This is a genomic window from Alcaligenes sp. SDU_A2, assembly GCF_038237375.1.
GTDB lineage: Bacteria > Pseudomonadota > Gammaproteobacteria > Burkholderiales > Burkholderiaceae_B > Alcaligenes.
In genome coordinates, this window is record NZ_CP151273.1 from 326,426 (window position 1) to 345,360 (window position 18,935).

14 protein-coding genes are annotated in these 18,935 nt (G+C 58.9%); 4 read left to right on the forward strand and 10 right to left on the reverse strand.

The window, feature by feature from the left end; translation table 11 throughout:
* Window positions 1-9: 9 nt before the first annotated feature.
* The gene (locus tag AADW57_RS01505) at window positions 10-1,821 is read right to left on the reverse strand and encodes an assimilatory sulfite reductase (NADPH) flavoprotein subunit (RefSeq protein WP_341668294.1); all 1,812 of its coding nucleotides are present in this window, start codon (window positions 1,819-1,821) and stop codon (window positions 10-12) included.
* A gap of 699 nt (window positions 1,822-2,520) precedes the next feature.
* Here AADW57_RS01505 and AADW57_RS01510 point away from each other — a divergent pair.
* The 4 genes from AADW57_RS01510 (at window position 2,521) to AADW57_RS01525 (ending at window position 6,440) form a co-directional block, all read left to right on the forward strand.
* Window positions 2,521-2,727, forward strand: a complete 207-nt coding sequence (locus AADW57_RS01510; protein ID WP_341668295.1) for a hypothetical protein — start codon at window positions 2,521-2,523, stop codon at window positions 2,725-2,727.
* A 5-nt stretch (window positions 2,728-2,732) separates the two neighbouring features.
* Window positions 2,733-3,629: a hypothetical protein gene (locus AADW57_RS01515; RefSeq protein ID WP_341668296.1), complete on the forward strand. Its 897-nt coding sequence runs from the start codon at window positions 2,733-2,735 to the stop codon at window positions 3,627-3,629.
* Window positions 3,630-3,635: 6 nt separating this feature from the next.
* Window positions 3,636-4,850: a glycosyl hydrolase gene (locus AADW57_RS01520; protein WP_341668297.1), complete on the forward strand. Its 1,215-nt coding sequence runs from the start codon at window positions 3,636-3,638 to the stop codon at window positions 4,848-4,850.
* 378 nt (window positions 4,851-5,228) lie between these two features.
* Complete coding sequence (locus tag AADW57_RS01525) at window positions 5,229-6,440, forward strand: WD40/YVTN/BNR-like repeat-containing protein (protein WP_341668298.1); 1,212 nt, start codon at window positions 5,229-5,231, stop codon at window positions 6,438-6,440.
* Between the two features lie 41 nt (window positions 6,441-6,481).
* Here the strand turns inward: AADW57_RS01525 and AADW57_RS01530 are convergent, their stop codons facing one another.
* From AADW57_RS01530 to AADW57_RS01570, 9 genes are all read right to left on the reverse strand, one after another.
* The gene (locus AADW57_RS01530; RefSeq protein WP_341668299.1) at window positions 6,482-8,158 is read right to left on the reverse strand and encodes an AMP-binding protein; all 1,677 of its coding nucleotides are present in this window, start codon (window positions 8,156-8,158) and stop codon (window positions 6,482-6,484) included.
* A gap of 16 nt (window positions 8,159-8,174) precedes the next feature.
* Window positions 8,175-8,747 (reverse strand): chalcone isomerase family protein, encoded by a 573-nt coding sequence (locus tag AADW57_RS01535; protein ID WP_341668300.1) that lies wholly within the window; start codon window positions 8,745-8,747, stop codon window positions 8,175-8,177.
* Between the two features lie 20 nt (window positions 8,748-8,767).
* Entirely contained in the window at window positions 8,768-9,286 is a 519-nt protein-coding gene (locus tag AADW57_RS01540) for a DUF4442 domain-containing protein (RefSeq protein ID WP_445819166.1), read from the reverse strand.
* 9 nt (window positions 9,287-9,295) lie between these two features.
* Window positions 9,296-10,609 (reverse strand): OmpP1/FadL family transporter, encoded by a 1,314-nt coding sequence (locus tag AADW57_RS01545; protein WP_341668302.1) that lies wholly within the window; start codon window positions 10,607-10,609, stop codon window positions 9,296-9,298.
* 115 nt (window positions 10,610-10,724) lie between these two features.
* Window positions 10,725-12,665 carry a 3-hydroxyacyl-CoA dehydrogenase NAD-binding domain-containing protein gene (locus tag AADW57_RS01550; protein WP_341668303.1) on the reverse strand — a complete coding sequence of 647 codons (1,941 nt, stop codon included), beginning with the start codon at window positions 12,663-12,665 and terminating at the stop codon, window positions 10,725-10,727.
* A complete protein-coding gene (locus AADW57_RS01555) occupies window positions 12,662-13,957 on the reverse strand; it encodes an acetyl-CoA C-acetyltransferase (protein WP_341668304.1) in 1,296 nt (431 codons plus the stop codon). The genes AADW57_RS01550 and AADW57_RS01555 overlap by 4 nt, the downstream gene beginning before the upstream one ends.
* Window positions 13,947-16,301 (reverse strand): acyl-CoA dehydrogenase, encoded by a 2,355-nt coding sequence (locus tag AADW57_RS01560; protein WP_341668305.1) that lies wholly within the window; start codon window positions 16,299-16,301, stop codon window positions 13,947-13,949. Before AADW57_RS01560 ends, AADW57_RS01555 begins: the two co-directional genes overlap by 11 nt.
* Window positions 16,302-16,343: 42 nt before the next feature.
* Window positions 16,344-17,018, reverse strand: a complete 675-nt coding sequence (locus AADW57_RS01565) for a TetR/AcrR family transcriptional regulator (protein WP_341668306.1) — start codon at window positions 17,016-17,018, stop codon at window positions 16,344-16,346.
* A 133-nt stretch (window positions 17,019-17,151) separates the two neighbouring features.
* Window positions 17,152-18,579: an NAD-dependent succinate-semialdehyde dehydrogenase gene (locus tag AADW57_RS01570; RefSeq protein ID WP_341668307.1), complete on the reverse strand. Its 1,428-nt coding sequence runs from the start codon at window positions 18,577-18,579 to the stop codon at window positions 17,152-17,154.
* Window positions 18,580-18,935 lie beyond the last annotated feature (356 nt).

An 18,935-nucleotide genomic window follows, 5' to 3' on the forward strand; every position in this document is an offset into this window, starting at 1 on the left:
GTTCTTGATTCAGTAGACGTCACGGGCGTAGCGGCCCTGGGCGGACAGATCTTCGAGCCAGGCACGGGCCTGCTCGGCATCCAGGCCGCCTTGCCGGCGGGCGATTTCTTGCAGGGCCTGATGCACATCTTTGGCCATGCGGCTGGCATCGCCGCATACATAGATATGCGCACCGCCCTGTATCCAGGCGTAGATGTCGGCGGCTTTTTCCAGCAGCCGGTGCTGCACGTAGATTTTTTCCTGTTGGTCGCGCGAAAAAGCCAGATCCAGCTGGTGCAGCTGGCCGTCTTGCAAGGCGCGCTGCCATTCGGTCTGGTAAAGAAAGTCGGAATGGAAATGAGGGTTACCGAAGAACAGCCAGTTACGACCATCGCCGCCCTGGGCGCTGCGCTCCTGCACAAAGGCGCGAAACGGAGCCACGCCGGTGCCCGGGCCTATCATGATGACGTCGCGGCTGGTGTCTTCCGGCAGGCGAAAACGCGTGTTCGGGTCGACAAAGACAGGGACGGTATCGCCTTCGGCCAGTCGGGCCAGATAGTCCGAGGCCACGCCCCAGCGGTCTTGTTCGTTGAATTGATACTGCACATTAGCCACGGTCAGGTGGACTTCTTCATCCACTTCGGACTGGCTCGACGCAATCGAATACATGCGTGGTGCCAGGGGGCGCAGTGCGGCGACCAGTTCGCCCGCCGTCCAGGCGGCCGGAAAGCGCTTGAGTACATCCAGGACTTGATGCGTGCCCAACAGTTCCTGTAAAGCCGGCAGGCCATCGGGGCTGACGGCGGCCTGCAGGGCGGGATCGTTGTTGCGCTTGGCCAATTCGAGTAGAAATGGCTTGGTCAGCTGGGTCAGTTCGCGGTAGTGGCGCAGCCATTCCTGCAGACTGCGGCTGTGCTCTTGCACGGTAACGGGCTCTTGTGGGTCCAGTTGCAGTGTTTGGATGACGGCCTGGACCAAGGTCTCGTTCTGGGTGGGCCAAACACCCAGGGCATCGCCGGGCTGGTAGCTAAGACCGCTGCCTTCCAAAGAGAGCTCGTAGTGGCGGATGTCGCGTGTGCTGTCCCGTGCGGTAATGCTTTGGTTTTGCAGGACGGTGGCCTGGAATGGCTTTTCGCGGCTGTATGTACTGCCACGCGCATGCGTGTCCAGCACAGTGATATTGCTGGTGGCTGTGGGGGCGGCGGCCTGGCGGTCCTTGTCCAGCAGCGCGAAAGCCTGATCCTGCCAGGGACCGGCAACGGTGTCTATGTCCAGGTCGGCCAGTCCGGTGTCTTGGAGACGTTGGGCACCCAATGTTTGCAGCCGTTGGTCGATCTTTTCGGCGATGCCGCAAAATAGAGGGTAACTGGAGTCGCCCAGGCCCAGTACGCCATATTTCAGTGCGGGCAGTTTGGGGGCGCGGGCACCCGAGAGGAATTCAAAGAATGCGATGGAGTCATCCGGCGGATCACCTTCGCCCTGGGTGCTGATGACGATGTACAGCAGGCGTTCGTCTTTCAGTTCGCGGGTCGGGTAACGGTCGGCGCGCAGCAAGCGCACGGCAATGCCGGCCGCTTCGCAGCGCTGCGCAAAAGCTTGGGCGACACGCTGGGCGTTGCCGGTCTGGCTGCCGAATATGATGGTGGCTGGTTTTTGTGCCGGAGTGGGCACCAAGGATAGTTCCGGTGCGCTTGTGGGCTGTGTTAGTGCGCCGCCGTTGCGTACTTGCGCAACGCCGGCCAGATAGCCGGACAGCCAGTTCAGGGAGAAGGGATCGAGTTCCTCGGCGATCTGCTGGATCAGGCCGCGGTTTGACTCCGAAAGACGGGACAGGGCGTGCATACTGACACTCAGTTATAAGAATGGTTTATTCCATTCTAAAGAGCGCTCCGAATGCAGCGAACGATCTGATTCTTATTTGTTTATAAGCACTTCAGTTATTAAGCGCGCCCCTGCGCACGCCAGGGTGCTACGACCGTAACAGAGTCGGGGGCCTTGCTCGGGCTGCGTTTTTTCAGGCTATGTCCTAGTTACGTGTTGCGAAGGCTGCTTGCTGCAACGCGCAGTCATCAAAGCGACACGCCAGCGTTCCAGACCTTGGTTTCATTTACAAGGCGACAAGTGATCGGCGTTGGTTTGGCAGTCTGGAAAGGCCCGATCAATCTGGCAATACGTATCTAATTCGTCCAATTTTATTTGGCTTGATTCTTTCGGCTGTGTTTCTGAATCGGTAATTTTTCAAAAATAAATAATCAGGTGCCGTTTCATATTTTTTTTCATGTAATTTTAATGGTTTTTCCATGTGATTCATGGAATGGCTTTGTAGTCACATTATTTTTAATTCAAAAAATTTGACGGCTATAAAATTCGTGGTTATAGCTCTTTGTTTTTCAATCTTGTTGCTGGTTTTTTTTAAAACCACGCTTTTAGTTATTGCTGTTATTGTTTTTCGGTTTGCTTCGATCTCTATTGAGCATTACTATCCATTTTATTCCAACCCGCTGCTGGGAATTTGAATCTAATCATTTCTATTAAATTGAAATGACAGGGTTTTGTATTAACTGCCGTGTCTTCGCGGTCGCCATCACCTTGGACGGAGCCGACATTCCTGCAGTGCATACGCGCTATCGGATTTCCAACCGTAAAGGCGAACTGATCCTGGACGGTCGCAGCAATGATGCCGGCGAAGCCGGCCTGTCCATTAACGAGATGCCTGACGATTCGACTATCCAACCGCTGAGAGATTAACGGCTATGACGACAAAGGAAATTATCCTGGGCGAAGCACAGGCCTCTTATTTGCCCGCATCAGACCCAACTCCAGCGCGGGTCAGCGCGACTTTGTGTGACAAGAGAGTCACTCCCGCGGCGGACTCAATCCTAGGCAACTGCGAGTTCTACTATCGGCCGCTGCATGAGGAATACGTCGCCAAATCGGGCGTTTCCACGAGGGAGGCCTTCAAGGCATGGTCCAGCGAATGGAATCCCTGGGACGATCTGGTCGTAGCGCGAAAACTGCTCTTAAACCGAGACCAACTCATCGTCGCCAGCAGCAGCGATGACAATTGGTCGCGTCATGCCAACTTCATGGTACGCCACATCGGCTGCGGTCATCGACCACCGGATTATTACGTCAGCTACGGCTATTACTACTGCTCAAATTATGGGGCAAAGTTGAATTCGAGGTTATCCGTAGGCGGGCAAGAATGGCTTAGAGATGCGCGTAAGAATTTGCAAGAAAATATGGAAGATGGCCTTAAGGGCAACATGAAAGGAAATAGCATCACTATTGTTTGCCGCCGCTACCCGAACCGTACGGTCAATCTGCTGGTTCAACAATATGAACTGGAAGTTATGCCCAGCACGTTCAAAACCTTCGCCTTCCAGACTCATGTTCCAGCCTACCTGGATGCTGGACTAGCCGATCTGCCGATGAGCGATCTGGTCAATATTGGGGGCCAGCCCAATATTGAAGAGTGGCTGGACGGGGAAACCTGGTCACAAGCCATTGATTCCACCATTGAAGTTGCTAAAGACTGGGGTGGCAGCGCGCTGCACGCCATGGGTGATATGTATGAATCGGCCAAAGACACTGTCGGCAATGCTCTTGACGACGCGCTGACGTCATTGACCCGCCATTTGCGCTTCTAACTACCGATGCCCAAACTCAGAAAGAAACACATCATCTATCTTCTGGCCGCCTTGGCAGTGCTGGTCGGCATGATGCATGGAGGCCCTATGTGGACCAAAGTTAGCTCTACATTTATGAAGCAAGATAAGCCGTACGGTCCGGGTGATTTCCGCATTCGGGGCGATCAAGTCGTATCCATGAAGCTTTCAAAGCCAGAAACCAAAACTAAACCGATGACCAAGGAGCAGTTGGCTGATCCAAATTCACGTTCGGAGTACACTGAACAATGGATGTATAGCGTCAACGAACGCGCTAATCGTCGCTCCGTTCGTATCCTAGCCGGCGAGCTCAACAGCCTAGAACGAACATTTGAAGAACGCGCCCAGAAAGCCGACTGGTGGCTAGCACCGGATTGGAGCACCATCTACCTGGCCACAGGTTGGATGGACTACTATGACGAACCCAAACCAGGTGAACGCTATACTCCTCAGATCACCAAACTCTTTAAGTTTGTTAATCATGGCCATGACTGGCAGCGACTGGAGTGGCCGGAGAACCAGGATATTACATATCTGCGTTTTCTTGACCCACAACGCGGCTACCTGATTGGTTGGGGACCGCGTATCTGGCGCACTACTGATGGCGGTAGTAGCTGGACAGAAATTTCCATACCTGAACAAGCTCGTGATCCCGAGGACGAACGAGCCGAGTTCGATCTCGTTGCCCTGGGCAAGGACGGCGTGCTGCGCTTTGCCTTCCTGGTCCGTGATACTGGCGGCAACCACAGTCAGGTTCATACGCTGCGCTGGAACGACACCGAGCCTAAACTTGCCTTCACCTTGCCCGAGCAAACCGTCATGGATATCGCCGATGATGGTGAGGGTCGCCTTTATATCCTTAGCCAGACTGGACTGCCGCCATACTGGGCCGCTCCCGACGCCGCGCCTCGGCAAAGTCAGGTATTGATACGACGCCTTGGCGGCGTCGATGTGGTGCACACGTTCGACGTTGGCTTTACTGGCTATGCCCTGTACCTGACGCCCAGCAAGGCCCTTTTGGTTGACGGTGTGGACGAGTCGGGTTTGCTGCCGAAAGACGTCATCGCGTTGAGTCGTGACGGCGGCCGGACATGGAAAGTAGAGAGCGAGGGCCTCTCGGCTCAAGGCGGCTACTACGATACGCAAACCGGCACACGCTGGCGCGTCAGCGGCTACTCGCTGTACCGGCGCGAGATTCCTTAGGGAATCGTGGAACAACCGACAATTCGGACGATTACATCTATGTAATCTGGCGCATTTTTCATCATGCGGTAGTTTTACGAAATCACCGCGTTTTTTCGGCGTTCAGCGGCCGCACACAGCCGCATTTTTGGCCCATCGGTCCATATTAGAGCCTCGGCTATCACATGTGGGACAACGGTGGCTTAGATATGCACGATGGAATTTGCAAAACAATATGGAAGATGGCCTTAATGGCAACATGAAAGGAAATAGCATCACTATTGTTTGCCGCCGCTACCCGAACCGTATGGTCAATCTGCTGGTTCAACAATATGAACTGGAAGTTATGCCCAGCACGTTCAAAAGTCATTGACCCGCTATTTGTGCTTCTAACTACCGATGCCCAAACTCAGAAAGAAACACATCATTTATCTTCTGGTCGCCTTGGCAGTGCTGGTCGGCATGATGCATGGAGGCCCTATGTGGACCAAAGTTAGCTCTACATTTATGAAGCAAGATAAGCCGTACGGACCGGGTGATTTCCGCATTCGGGGCGATCAAGTCGTATCCATGAAGCTTTCAAAGCCAGAAACCAAAACTAAACCGATGACTAAGGAGCAGTTGGCTGATCCAAATTCACGTTTGGAGTACACAGAGCAATGGATGTATAGCGTCAACGAACGCCGAAATCGCCGCTCCGTCCATATTTTTTCCGGAACACTCGAAAACCCTCAACGGACATTCGAAGAACGTGCCCAAAAGGCAGACTGGTGGTTGGCCCCAGACTGGAGTACTGCTTATCTTACGACCGGCTGGACGAATAGTTATGACATAAAAAAAGGGGTACGCTATGCCCCTCAAATTACTAAGCTGTTCAAATCTACCAATCAGGGCTTGAGTTGGGAACAACTGGAATGGCCTGAAAACCAAAACATCACGTATCTGCGTTTTCTTGACCCACAACGCGGCTACCTGATTGGTTGGGGACCGCGCATCTGGCGCACTACTGATGGCGGTAGTAGCTGGACAGAAATTTCCATACCTGAACAAGCTCGCGATCCCGAGGACGAACGAGCCGAATTCGATCTCGTTGCCCTGGGCAAGGACGGCGTGCTGCGCTTTGCCTTCTTGGTCCGTGATACCGGTGGCAACCACAGTCAGGTTCATACGCTGCGCTGGAACGACACCGAGCCTAAACTTGCGTTCACCTTGCCCGAGCAAACCGTCATGGATATCGCCGATGATGGTGAGGGTCGCCTTTATATCCTTAGCCAGACTGGACTGCCGCCATACTGGGCCGCTCCCGACGCCGCGCCTCGACAAAGCCAGGTATTGATACGACGCCTTGGCGGCGTCGATGTGATGCACACGTTCGACGCTGGCTTTACTGGCTATGCCCTGTACCTGACGCCCAGCAAGGCCCTTTTGGTTGACGGTGTGGACGAGTCGGGTTTGCTGCCGAAAGACGTCATCGCGTTGAGTCGTGACGGCGGCCGGACATGGAAAGTAGAGAGCGAAGGCCTCTCGGCTCAAGGCGGCTACTACGATACGCAAACCGGCACACGCTGGCGCGTCAGTGGGTACTCGCTGTACCGGCGCGAGATTCCTTAGAGAATCGTGGAACAACCAACAGTTCGGACGATTACCCCTCCTCAAACTGCAGCGCGCGTGCGCAGCTCCCGGCGCAGGATTTTTCCCACATTGGTGCGTGGCAGCTCGTCGCGGAACTCCACCTGGCGCGGCACTTTATAGCCGGTCAGGCTCTCGCGGCAGTGAGCGATGACCTGGGCCTCGGTCAGTTCCGGGTTGCGACGAATCACGAACAGTTTGACCGCTTCGCCCGAGTGTTCGTCCGGTATGCCGATGGCGGCGGATTCCACAATGTCAGGGTGCTGAGCGGCCACGGCTTCGACTTCGTTGGGGTACACATTGAAGCCGGACACCAGAATCATGTCTTTCTTGCGGTCCAGGATATAGACGTAGCCTTGTTCGTCCATATAGCCCAGGTCGCCGGTGCGCAGAAAGCCGTCCCGATCGAACACCTTGGCGGTTTCGTCGGGACGTTGCCAGTAGCCGGGCGTAACTTGTGGACCTCGAATGCAAAGTTCGCCGGTTTGTCCGATGGGCATGTCGTTTTGCTGCTCGTCGCGTATGCTCAGCGCAGTCGAGGGTACCGGCAGGCCGATGGAACCGGTGAATTCGAGTTTGTCCAGAGGATTGATGGTGGCGGCTGGCGAGGTTTCGGTCAGACCATAAGCCTGGGCCAAAGGCTTGCCGGTCGCTTGCAGCCAGCGTTGCGCCACGACTTCTTGCACGGCCATGCCTCCGCCCAGGGTAAAGCGCAGGGATGAAAAATCCAGTTTTTTGAAATTCGGATTATTGAGCAGGGCATTGAACAGGGTGTTGACGCCGGTGATGGCGGTAAAGCGCACCGTACCCATGTCTTTGACCAGGGCGGGGATATCACGCGCATTGACGATCAACAGATTCTGGGCACCCAGGCGCAGAAAGACCAGACAATTCGCCGTGAAGGCGAAGATATGGTAGAGCGGCAGGGCGGTGACGACGCAGTCGGTCTTATCAGACTGTAGATAGGGCTGTATCCAGGCCAGTGCCTGGCACAGATTGGACACCAGATTGCCATGCGTCAGGATGGCACCTTTGGCAACGCCAGTGGTGCCGCCTGTGTATTGCAGGCAGGCGATGTCCTCGTGGTTCAGCGTAACTGGTGCTGGCGGATGGGCGCGTCCTTGGGACAAGACGGTATTGAAGGGCACTGCCTGCGGCAGGGACCAGGGCGGCACGCCTTTTTTGATGTGTTTGACCACCTGATTGACCAACCAGCCTTTGAAGGCACCCAGACGATCGCCCACGCGGGTGACGATAATGCGTTTGATGGGGGTGTCGGGCAGGATCTCCTGCAGGACATGAGCGAAGTTTTCGGCAATGATAATAGTTTGTGCGCCGCTGTCCTGTAACTGGTGGCGCAGTTCCCGCGCTGTGTACAAGGGGTTGGTGTTGACGACGATGGCCCCGCTGCGCAGCACTCCGTACAGGCAGATGGGGTATTGCAACAGATTGGGCATCATCAGCGCGACGCGATCTCCCTTGCGCACGCCTGCATGCTGCAGCCACCCGGCCAGGGCCAGGGCGTGCTGTTCCAGTTCTTGGTAGCTTAGGTGTTGGCCCATGCTGATGTAGGCTGTACGCTGGGCGAATTGGGCGCAGCTTTGTTCGAACACGGACAGCAGCGATGGGTACTGCAGGGCCTGGTCCTCGATGCTGGCAGGAATGCCAGCTGGGTAGTGTTGCAGCCAGATCGGTTTCATGGCGCGCTCCGTAAGGTCAGGACAGACCCAGCAGGGCTTGCTTGAGGGACGACTGGACTGGCTTGTGGCCCAGCCATATTTTGAGCAGGGCGGGGGCCAGGTCCTGGTGGTCTACGCGTCCGAGCACAGTCTGGTTAAAGAGAATTTGCAAGCCTTGCGCGTCCATGTCCAGTTGCACCAGATCGCCTGTCTTGGCCTGGCCTACCGAGCGCATGTGTTGCTCGAACTGCTCCAGCGCGGGACCGATTTCTTGCCGTTCAGGCTCGGTCAGGTTGGCATGCACGCCCTCTTTCAGGGCATCGATCAGAGTCTGGGCATCCAGGTTGCGCATCAAGGTCAGACGCATCTGGCGTGGTTGGCGATCGTAGATGATGGCGCGCGCATCCTGGGTGCGTGCTTTCGTGTATAAGGCGGCGACGTAAATATCGAAAAATACTTTTGTGCGTACTCCGGCACCGTTCAGTGTCAGGGCCTGATGCTGGACAGTGGCGCTATCGGGGACGGTGACGCCGGCAATGGTGGCGGCATGTGTAGTGGACAGGCCCAGAAAAAGGGAAAGGGTTAAAGCGGCACAGCGATGGGTAAACATGTGGCGGTCCTCCTGGGGAGTCAGCGTGATGTTGATTTTTGCCGGTAGAAGTCGGCGTCCGCGATGTATAGCGTGCGTTCCACAATGGTGTATATCTGGCCTTGCGGGTCCTGGATCTGGACTGTGAAGGTGGCGTCTGTCTCGTGATGCTGGTCCAGTCGATGGCGTATATCGTCCAGTTCCTGGGGGCTGATGTGAAAATTGGCATACAGCGTCTGGTAGCCCGGGCGGCGGTAACGAATTTGTGCCGCCTTGTCCCAGACCACCACCGGGCGGTTCAGGCCTGCCATCAGCATGGCGGCATGCACGCCGTCGGTAATAGCGAATAGAAAGCCGCCGTATAGCGAGCCTACGATATTGCGGGTGCGCCGGCGCAGCGGCAGGCGCACCACGATATGCAGCAGGTCGTGTGATACGGTGTGGACACGTCCGCCAGTGGCGCGAAAGGCGGGGTGCCAGTTAAAGCCGAGCTGCAGCAGACGCGAGCGCCAGCGAGGCGGCAGGCGTCGGAGCAGTTCCATACGGCGGCTGCGTGCCATAGCCGGTCTTTAGAAACGATAGCTGAACTGCACGCCCAGGATGTCGCCGCTGTTCTTGTAGGTGCCGCGCACCAGGCCGCGTTTGGCCAGATCCGAATCGTTGTTGATGTCGGTCTTTTTCAGGAACAGGTGGGTATAGCCGAAATCCCAGGTGGCGTTTTTGCTGTGCCGGTATTGTGCCCCCAGGGATAGCCAGTATCGGTCGGTGTCGGGCAGCGAGGTGGGGCGGTAGTTGTCGTCACGCACGGGGGATTGGTCCCAGGCCAGTCCGCCTTTCAGGGTCCATTGCTCGTTGTAGTGGTAATTGGCTCCCAGGGCGATGCGCCAGGCATCTTTGAATTTCAGCTCCAGATCGGCATTCTGGGCACCGGGGCCGCTGTTCTCGATGGTCAGGCGCGGGATGCTGCTCCAACCTGTCCAGGAAATATCGGCCAGCAGTTGCCAGCGCGTGTTCAGGTCATGCACCACGCTGAAGATGGCGGTATCGGGCAGTTTGATGGTGGCTTGGGCATCCCAGTTGGCGTTGGGGGCAGGAATGCCGGCGGGAATGTTGCGGTTGCGCAGCTTGGTGGTGCCGTCTGCGGTGATCTTGACTTGCGAGCGGTAGGACAGTCCCAGACGTGTGCTGGGCGTGGCCTGGTACAGAATGCCGGCATTCCAGCCCCAGGCATCGCCTTTCATTTTGACGCGGGTGCCCAGATCCAGCGGGCCGAGCACGGGGTGAAAGCCGGCGGGCGTGGCCAGCCGGTAGTCGGCATCGATGTGCATCCAGTTCACGCCCAGTCCCAGGGACAATTGATCGTTGACCTTGTAGGCCACCGATGGGTTGACGTTGATGGTTTCGATGGCGAATTTTTCGGAATGGTAACGGCCCATCCAACCTTCTTCGTAGTCGGTGGTCAGGCCAAAGGGTGCGCCTATGCCCAGGCCGACCCACCAGCGTGGTGTTAATTGATGGGACAGGTAGATATTGGGCACGGCGGCCCATTTGCCGGCGTCTCCGCCTTCGTTGCCGGTGGCGGGACGGGATGCTCCGCGTGTTATGCCCAGCGGCAGGGTGCTGCCGTCGTCGGAAAATTTGAAGGTGGGTTTGATGGCGTTCAGGCCGGTCGAGAAGTTGCCGCCTGGCAGCAGGGCCATGCCGGCTGGATTGAAGTAGATGGTGCTGGCGTTATCGGCAATGGCCGCCGAGCCGGCGTAGGCATTGCCCAGGCCGCTGGCATTCTGTTCGAGCAGGTTAAAGCCTGCCGCGTGGGCCTGGCCGGCACCCAGTGCCATGAGCAGGGCGGGAATTGTTCGTAAAGCAACAACCGTCTTTTTCATGTGTCTTCTCCAGTCTTGGTGGCAGGGCACGTGGGGCATTTTTAAAACGCCCGTTTGTTTTTCTATGGTGCATGACCTAGGCCATTCGGCGTATAGGTACTTATGCCAATCCGTGCTAGGAGTGTTGTTTCTGCGCCGCTTTGTAATGCAGGGGGCCTCCTAGAAAAGGAGCGAAACCTGTGCCGAAGATCACGCCTGCGTCGGCCAGGTCCTCGTCGCTGACGACGCCGATATGAACTTGTTCGCGGGTTTTGGCGATAAGCGGACGGATCAGTCGCTCGGCCAGCTCGGGCGGCACGGTGGCGGCGTCGGGTTTGCGAGCCTTGCCGTCTTTCCAGGTGTAAAAGCCTTGCCCGCTCTTGCGCCCCAGTTCTTGGTGGTCCAGGTGCTGTTTCAGGCAGGTGGGCAAGGGGGTATCGGCGCTCAGTTGCATGCCGGCATCGCGGGCGATGTCCAGCCCGACGGTATCGGCCAGTTCCAATGGTCCCATTGGCATGCCGAATTGCTCCATGGCTTTGTCGACGGTGGCGGGGGACAGGCCTTCGTCCACGCAGCGCATCGCCTCCAGCATGTAAGGAGCCAGAACGGCGTTGACCAAGAAGCCGGGGCTGTCTTTGACCGGCAGCGGCAATTTTCCGATCTGGTGTACAAAAGCGTAGGCGGCGCTGCGCACATCGGGTGCCAACCGCGTGCTTTCCACCACTTCGACCAATGGCATGCGCGCAACCGGATTAAAAAAATGGATGCCCACCAGCCGGTCCGGCTGCAACAGGCTGCGACCCAGCTCGGTCAGCGACAGGCTGGATGTATTGGTGGCCAGGATCGCACCTGGTTTGAGCCGGGGTTCCAGGGCGGCGTACAGGGCTTGTTTGGCGTCGATATTCTCGAAGATGGCCTCCAGTACGAGGTCGGCGTGCGGCACGCCGTGGCCTTCGGGGTCTGGGATCAGCCGGTCCAGCGCGGCTTGTATCAGCCTGCGGTCTTTCAGGCGGCGTTGAAACAGGACGGCGGCGCGCCCTTGCGCCTGGGCGATGCGGTCGCGGTCCTGGTCTTGCAGGGTGACGGTCATGCCTTTCAGGGCGCACAGGGCCGCAATATCTCCGCCCATGACTCCCGCCCCCACTACGTGCAGTCTGGCAATGTCCGCCGCTGTGGTGCGTTTGCCTATGCTTTTCAGCCGTTCTTGCAGATGAAAGACACGCAGCAGATTTTGTGCCGTATCGGATTGGGTCAGGCGTTCGATCAGTTCGGGGGCCTTCAGGGCATTGCCATTGTGCTTTGCCCAGACGTCCAGAATGGCGCGCGGCGCGAGGTAATGGTGATAGGGGTCGCGCCGGTCTATTTGTTTGCTTACTTGGCGGGCCACCAGGGGGCGTAGCCAGGTCTGGTTGAGCAGGGCGGGAATACCGCGTGCCTTGCGTGCCGGTTTGCCGCTGAGGACGTGTTGGGCAGCGGCCTGCATGGCCAGCCGTGTCGGCACGCGCGCATCGGCCAGGCCAAGGCTGACGGCTTTGCGGGCGTCCACCGCTTTGCCGCTGAGCATCAGGTCTATGGCGGCAGCGGGACCGATCAGGCGGGGCAGACGCATCATCCCGCCCCAGCCGGGGAAGATGCCCAGTATGACCTCGGGCAGCGCCAGGCGTGTGTCGGGCACATCCACGACCAGACGGTAGCGGCAGGCCAGCGCCAGTTCCAGGCCGCCACCCAGGCAATGCCCCTGGATCAAGGCCAGCGTGGGATAGGGCAGCTTGGCTAGTTTGTTGAACAGCCGCCAGCCGCGTGTGACCAGGGCCTGTCCTTTTTGTGCGTTATCCAGTTCGGCAAATTCGTCAATGTCGGCACCGGCAATAAAGCCGGCTGGCTTGCCGGAGTAGATCACCAGTCCGTTAGGCACCTGGCTGTTCAGATAATCCAAGACGCGCGCCAGCTCCTGGAGCACGTCGGCCGACAAGCGGTTCACCGCGCTGCCGGCGCAGTCAATTTTTAACCAGGCAATATGCTGTTCGTCGGTGGACAGGGCGAAATTCTGCAGTTCGAGCGAGGCGACGGGGATCATGATTGGGCTCCTTGCAGCGATTCGATGAGCATGGCACCGCCTTGGCCGCCGCCGATGCAGATGGCGGCCAGTCCCAGACGCAGATTGCGCCGGCGCAGTGCCTGAAGGCAGTGCAATACGATGCGGGCACCGGATGCGCCCACCGGATGGCCGATGGCGATGGCTCCGCCATCCACATTCAGTTTGTCCATATCCAGCAGGCCCAGCGCATCGCGCCCCAGATGCTGGCGGCACCAGGTGTCGTCGTTCCAGGCGGCGCGGCAGGCCAGAACCTGGGCGGCAAAGGCTTCGTTGATTTCCCATAGATCGGGGGCGTTCAGGCCTAGCCGGTTGCGCTCCAGAATGGGTGTGGCGGCAAACACCGGGCCCAGGCCCATGGTGGCCGGGTCCAGTCCGGCCCATTGCGTATCCAGAATACGGCCTATGGGTTCGAGTTTGTGTTCGTGTATGGCGGCTTCGCTGGCCAGGATCAGCAGCGCGGCACCGTCGGTGACCTGGGAACTGTTGCCGGCGGTGACATTGCCCCAGGGCGGATCGAACACGGGGCGCAGTTTGGCCAGTTTGTTGGGGGTGGAGTCGGCGCGTATGCCATCGTCCTGCGGGTAGTGCGTGCCGCGCGCGTCGGTCAGCGGCACGATTTCGTCGAAGGCCTTGTCGTGTCGGGCCTGCAAGGCCAGTTGATGGCTGCGGGCGGCGTAGGTATCCATGTCCTGGCGGGTGATGCCGAACTGGTGTGCCAGGTTCTCTGCCGTCTGTCCCATGGACAGGCCCACGATGGGGTCGGTCAGCCCCTTGAGCAGGCCGATGACCGGCTTGAACATATGGGGGCGCAGGCATCCCAGCGACCGCAGACGATCGGGCAGGCCGCGCGCTTTCCCCCAGCCGGCCAGCCAGCGCACCATTTCATCACTGACCAGGACCGGCGCGCGCGACAGGGCATCCACGCCGCCGGCCAAGACCAGATCGGAGCGGCCTGTCTGGATGGACATGATGGCCGAGTCCAGCGCCTGCATGCCCGAGGCACAGTTGCGCATGACAGTCCAGCCAGGCACGCGATGTCCCGCGCCTAGACGCAGGGCCACAACGCGGCCGATATTGGTTTCGTCGGCGCTAGGGGCGGCGCAGCCCAGGATCACTTCGCTTAGGTCGGGAGCGGCAAAGCGTTGGCGCAGGAGTAGTTCGCGCCCTGTCTGTACGGCCAGATCGCCTGCCGAAAACGGGCCGGGTGCATTGCGTGCTTTCAGAAAGGGGCTGCGTGCGCCATCGATGATGTAGACAGGTTCAACGCTCATGGTCGGGTTCCTTGTTCATCGTCTGGGGAGGGGCGGAGTCGGGATGCAGATCGAACGGGAAGTCGTCCACGGCGATCACTCGGTCCCGCAGGGTGTTGCGTACCTTGACCATATCGTATTCCTGGGCAGTGATGCCACCGGCCTGAAACACCGCCTCGGCCAGATCGCGCACATTGGCTTTGGGGTTGGTGGCCAACTGACCACTTTTCTCGAACTGGCGGATTTTGGCGTCGATCTCGCGGGTGTTCAGGGTTGCCTGCAAGGCGGCTTCGATGGCTCCGACGGGTTCGTGTTCGTTGGGCGGCAGATAGGTGTCGTGGGTCAGGCGGTCGCGTGCGGCACCGGGCTGGGTCAGCAGCGTGGCTACGGCATGGTCTAGCTTGTCGCTCGGTCCCAGGCGGCGCGTGCCCAGCGGAAAGACCAGCAAGCGCAGCGCCCAGGCCAGTGGGCGGTTGGGCAAGTTGCGCAGCACACCATCTAGTGCCTGTTGAGTACGTTGCAAGGCATCTTGGGCAGCCCAATGGGCCAGCGGGGTGTCCTCGGTTTGCTGGCCTTCGTCGTGATAGCGCTTGAGCACGGCGCTGAGTATATACAGTTGCGATAGGGCATCGCCCAGGCGCGAGGACAAGCGTTCGCGCATTTTCAGTGAACCGCCCAGCACCAGCATGGACGCATCAGCTAATAGGGCGAAGGCGGCGCTGTAGCGACTGGCTTGTGCGTAGTAAGGCCGCATGGCGCGGGCTGTGTCGCCGGGCCCACGCAGCAAACGCCAGCCGCCCAGGCCCAGACCCAAGGCACGAACCGTATTGGCCAGGGTATAGCGCACATGGGCCCAGAAGACGGTATCGAAGCGATGCAAACCTGCTTCGCGGTCGGTACTTAGCGCCGCTTTCATTTCGTCCAGAATGTAGGGGTGGCAGCGAATGGCTCCCTGGCCAAAGATGATCAGGCTGCGCGTCAGGATATTGGCCCCTTCCACGGTGATGCCTACGGGCAATTGTTGATAAGCCCGGCCCAGGAAATTGGACGGGCCCAGGCAGATGCCCTTGCCGCCGATGACATCCATGCCGTCGTTGACCACGATGCGGCCGCGTTCGGTAATGTGATATTTGACGATGGCCGAGACGACCGACGGTTTTTCGCCCAGGTCCACAGCGGCAGCGGTCATGGTCCGGGCCGCGTCCATGGCATAGGTGTGGCCGGCAATGCGCGCCAAGGCTTCTTCTACGCCTTCGAATTTGCTGATAGGGCTGCGAAACTGGGTGCGCACGGCGGCATAGCCGCCTACGGCGCGGCTGGTCAGCTTGGCCATGCCGGTAAAGGAGGCCGGCAGCGAGATGGAGCGGCCTGCCGCCAGGCATTCCATCAGCATGCGCCAGCCCTGGCCGGCCATCGCGGGGCCGCCGATAATGAACTCCAGCGGCATGAAAACATCGTTGCCGCGTGTCGGGCCGTTCATGAACATGGCGTTCAGCGGAAAGTGACGCCGGCCTGTCTGTACGCCCGGGTGGTCGCTGGGCACCAGGGCGCAGGTAATGCCGATGTCTTTTTCGTCGCCCAGCAGGCCATCGGGGTCGTACAGGCGAAAGGCCAGGCCCAGCAATGTGCAGACCGGAGCCAGGGTAATGTAGCGCTTGTCCCAGGTGACTTTCATGCCCAGCACTTGGCGGCCTTGCCACTGACCCATGCACACAATGCCGGAGTCGGGAATGGCGGCGGCGTCCGAACCGGCCCAGGGGCTGGTCAGTGCAAAAGCAGGTATATCGCGTCCGTCCGCCAGGCGCGGCAGGTAGTGCTGCTTTTGCTCGGGGGTGCCATAGTGCAGCAGCAGTTCGGCCGGACCCAGCGAGTTGGGCACCATCACGGACACGGACAGCGCCGAGTTGCGCGTGGACAGCTTGGCGACCACGGCGGAATGGGCTTGCGCGGAAAAGCCGCGCCCGCCGTACTCCTTTGGGATGATCAGGCTAAAGAATCGATTTTGTTTTAAGTAATCCCAGACCGGCGGCGGCATGTCCAGGTCGTGCTGGCTTAATTGCCAATCGTCGATCATGGCGCAGACGGTGTTGACTTCGTTGTCCAGAAACTGGCGCTCGTCGTGGCTTAACTGAAAAGGCGGGTAGCCATTGAGTGTGTCCCAGTCTGGTTTGCCGCGAAACAGCTCACTTTCCCACCAGACCGTGCCAGCCTCCAAGGCGTCGCGTTCGGTTTGCGACATGGTGGGCAGCACGCGGGAAAACGCCTGGTAGATGGGGCGGCTCAGCCATTTCATGCGCAGCTCCCGGTTTTTCAGAAGGTAGGCGCAGCCAAGCAGGATCAGTATCAACAGCGCAGTCAGAAACATAGGAACTCCGGCTAGCTAAAGTGAAGGAACGCGCCGCCAGCTTCAGGTACAGGACAGCGGGCGTGGCGTAGTTGATGATTCGGGCAGGGGGGCACGCAGACCGCCCAGCAGAAAACTCATCAGGCGCTCTTGCAGTTGTTGGTCGCTGTCTTGGCTGTCGTTCAGGGGCAGATGCAAAGCCCGACGCAGCGATTGCGTGCCCATAAGCGCGTACGAGGTGGCACCCAGCATGAAATGAAAACGCCAGATGATTTCTTCCTCGGGGACACTGGGCAGGGATTCGAGCAGGGCCTGCTTGAAGGGCAGAAAAATGGCGACCTGCTCGTCCCAACAGATGGACTGGATAAAGTCCTGGGGGGCGGGCCTGTCGCCGCCGGGCAGGGGGATAAAGGAGCGGTTCGGGCCTTCGCCGGCCAGGCGGATCAGCGGGCCGAAGAAAGCGTCCACAACCTGCGAGGCTTTCAGTGGTCCTGTGCCCGCCAGTTGACGGTAGTGCGCGAGTTTTTCCAGGCGTTCGCGGTTGATGGCGTTCAGGCGGCGTTGGAATACCGCCTGGGTCAGGCCATCTTTGCTGCCGAAGTGGTAGTTGACGGCGGACAGATTCACGCTTGCCTGCGCCGTAATTTGGCGCATGGACGTGTTTTCGTGGCCGTGCAGCGCGAACAGTTGTTCGGCTGCGTCGAGAATGGCGGCTTGTGTACGATCGGAGCGCTTCACCCTTTTCCCTTTATTCAAACAGTTGTTTGAATATGCTAGCGGGTCTGGGGTGAAAGAGGCAGTAGGGCTTGCCCCTAGCCGTTCGGACGTGGGCGGCTCGGGGGCATCCTATTCGGATGTCCCCGCGTTGCGCTTAGATTTGCGTGACGAATTTGGTGATCAGGTAGCCGTCGAAGGTTTCTGCGCCGCCTTCGCTGCCGATGCCGCTGTCCTTGATGCCGCCAAACGGTGTTTCGGGCAAGGAGCTGCCGAAATGGTTGATGTTGACCATGCCCGCCTCCAGCTCGTTCGCCAATTGGTGCGCGGCTTGCAGGGATTGCGTAAAGGCGTAGGCGGACAGGCCGAAGGGCAGGCTGTTGGCGCGCCGGATGGCATCGTCCAGGTCGGTGTAGCGGGTGAGCGGGGCAATGGGGCCGAAAGGCTCTTCGGTCATCAGCATGGCGTGGTCGGGCAGGTCCGTGACCACGGTGGGCGAAAAGAAAAAGCCTTCGCCTTCGATGCGCTCCCCGCCCAGAATGACTTTGCCGCCCAATTGGCGGGCGTTGTCCACAAACTGCTTCATGACCGGGACACGGCGTTCGTGCGCCAGAGGACCCATTTGGGTGTCGGGGTCCAAGCCGTCGCCTACGCGCACGTTGGCCAGCTCGTCGGTGAAGCGCTGCACGAAAGTGTCGTAGATGTCGTCATGAATATAAAAGCGAGTGGGCGAGATGCATACCTGACCGGCATTGCGGATCTTGAAGCGGGCCAAGTGGCGGGCGGCACGCGCTACGTCGGCATCGGGCAGTACCAGCACGGGCGAATGACCGCCCAGTTCCATCGTGATGCGCTTCATGTGTGCGCCGGCCAGTGCGGCCAACTGTTTGCCCACCGGTACGGAGCCGGTGAACGAGACCTTGCGCACAATGGGCGAGCGGATCAGGTAGTCCGACACCTCTTGCGGCACGCCCCAGACAATATTCAGCACGCCGGGTGGCAGGCCCGCATCGTGGAAGGCCTGGGCAATGGCCATGACGGCGCTGGGCGAATCTTCCGGACCTTTCAGGATGATGGTGCAGCCGGCCCCGATGGCCGCGCAGATTTTGCGTATGGCCTGGTTGTAGGGGAAGTTCCAGGGGGTGAAGGCGGCGCATACGCCTATGGGCTCGCGCAGCACCATCTGGCGCACTTTTGGGTTGCGTGGGCTGATGACACGGCCATAGATGCGGCGGCATTCTTCGGCGTGCCAGTCGGCGTGGTCGGCGCAGGACATGATTTCGCCCACGGCCTCGGCCAGCGGTTTGCCCTGGTCTAGAGTTAGATTGCGGCCGATGTCCTGGGCGCGTTCGCGCGATAGTTCGGCGACTTTGCGCAAAATGGCGCTGCGCTCCAGCGGCGAGCTGTGTCGCCAGCTCTGGAATGCCTTGTGCGCGGCGTCCAGGGCGGCGTCCAGGTCGGCCCGGCTGGCCAGCGGTAACTGTCCCAGGATCTGACCATTAGCCGGGTTAATGACAGGCTGAGTCGTGCGACCCTGGCTGTCCAGAAATTGACCATTGATATACAGGGCCAGGCCTTGGTACATGTGTGCGTCTCCGAAAGTGTCTGCGTCGAGCTAAATAACGTACTAGATGGTATCGACCCTAATGGTCAGGAACAAGCAGGCAGGGCTGGACTGGCCGCCTTGTGCTCATTACTTGCCAGGCTAGGTGCCTGTGCCGATTTTTGTATCGTTCTTGCGACGGTAAAGAAACATAATGTAGCGCCTTTGACGTAGCGCGAGACAGTTATGCACATGCCTAAATTGTCTGTTTAAACTCTTGACGTCTATAGTGTTGGTTAACTTCGCATTGTGTGCGCGTTAACAATGTTTAAATAATTCAGGGTTAACGCGTTGTAATCTAAAGATACAATGCCTTATATGAGACGTACTGTTGCAGG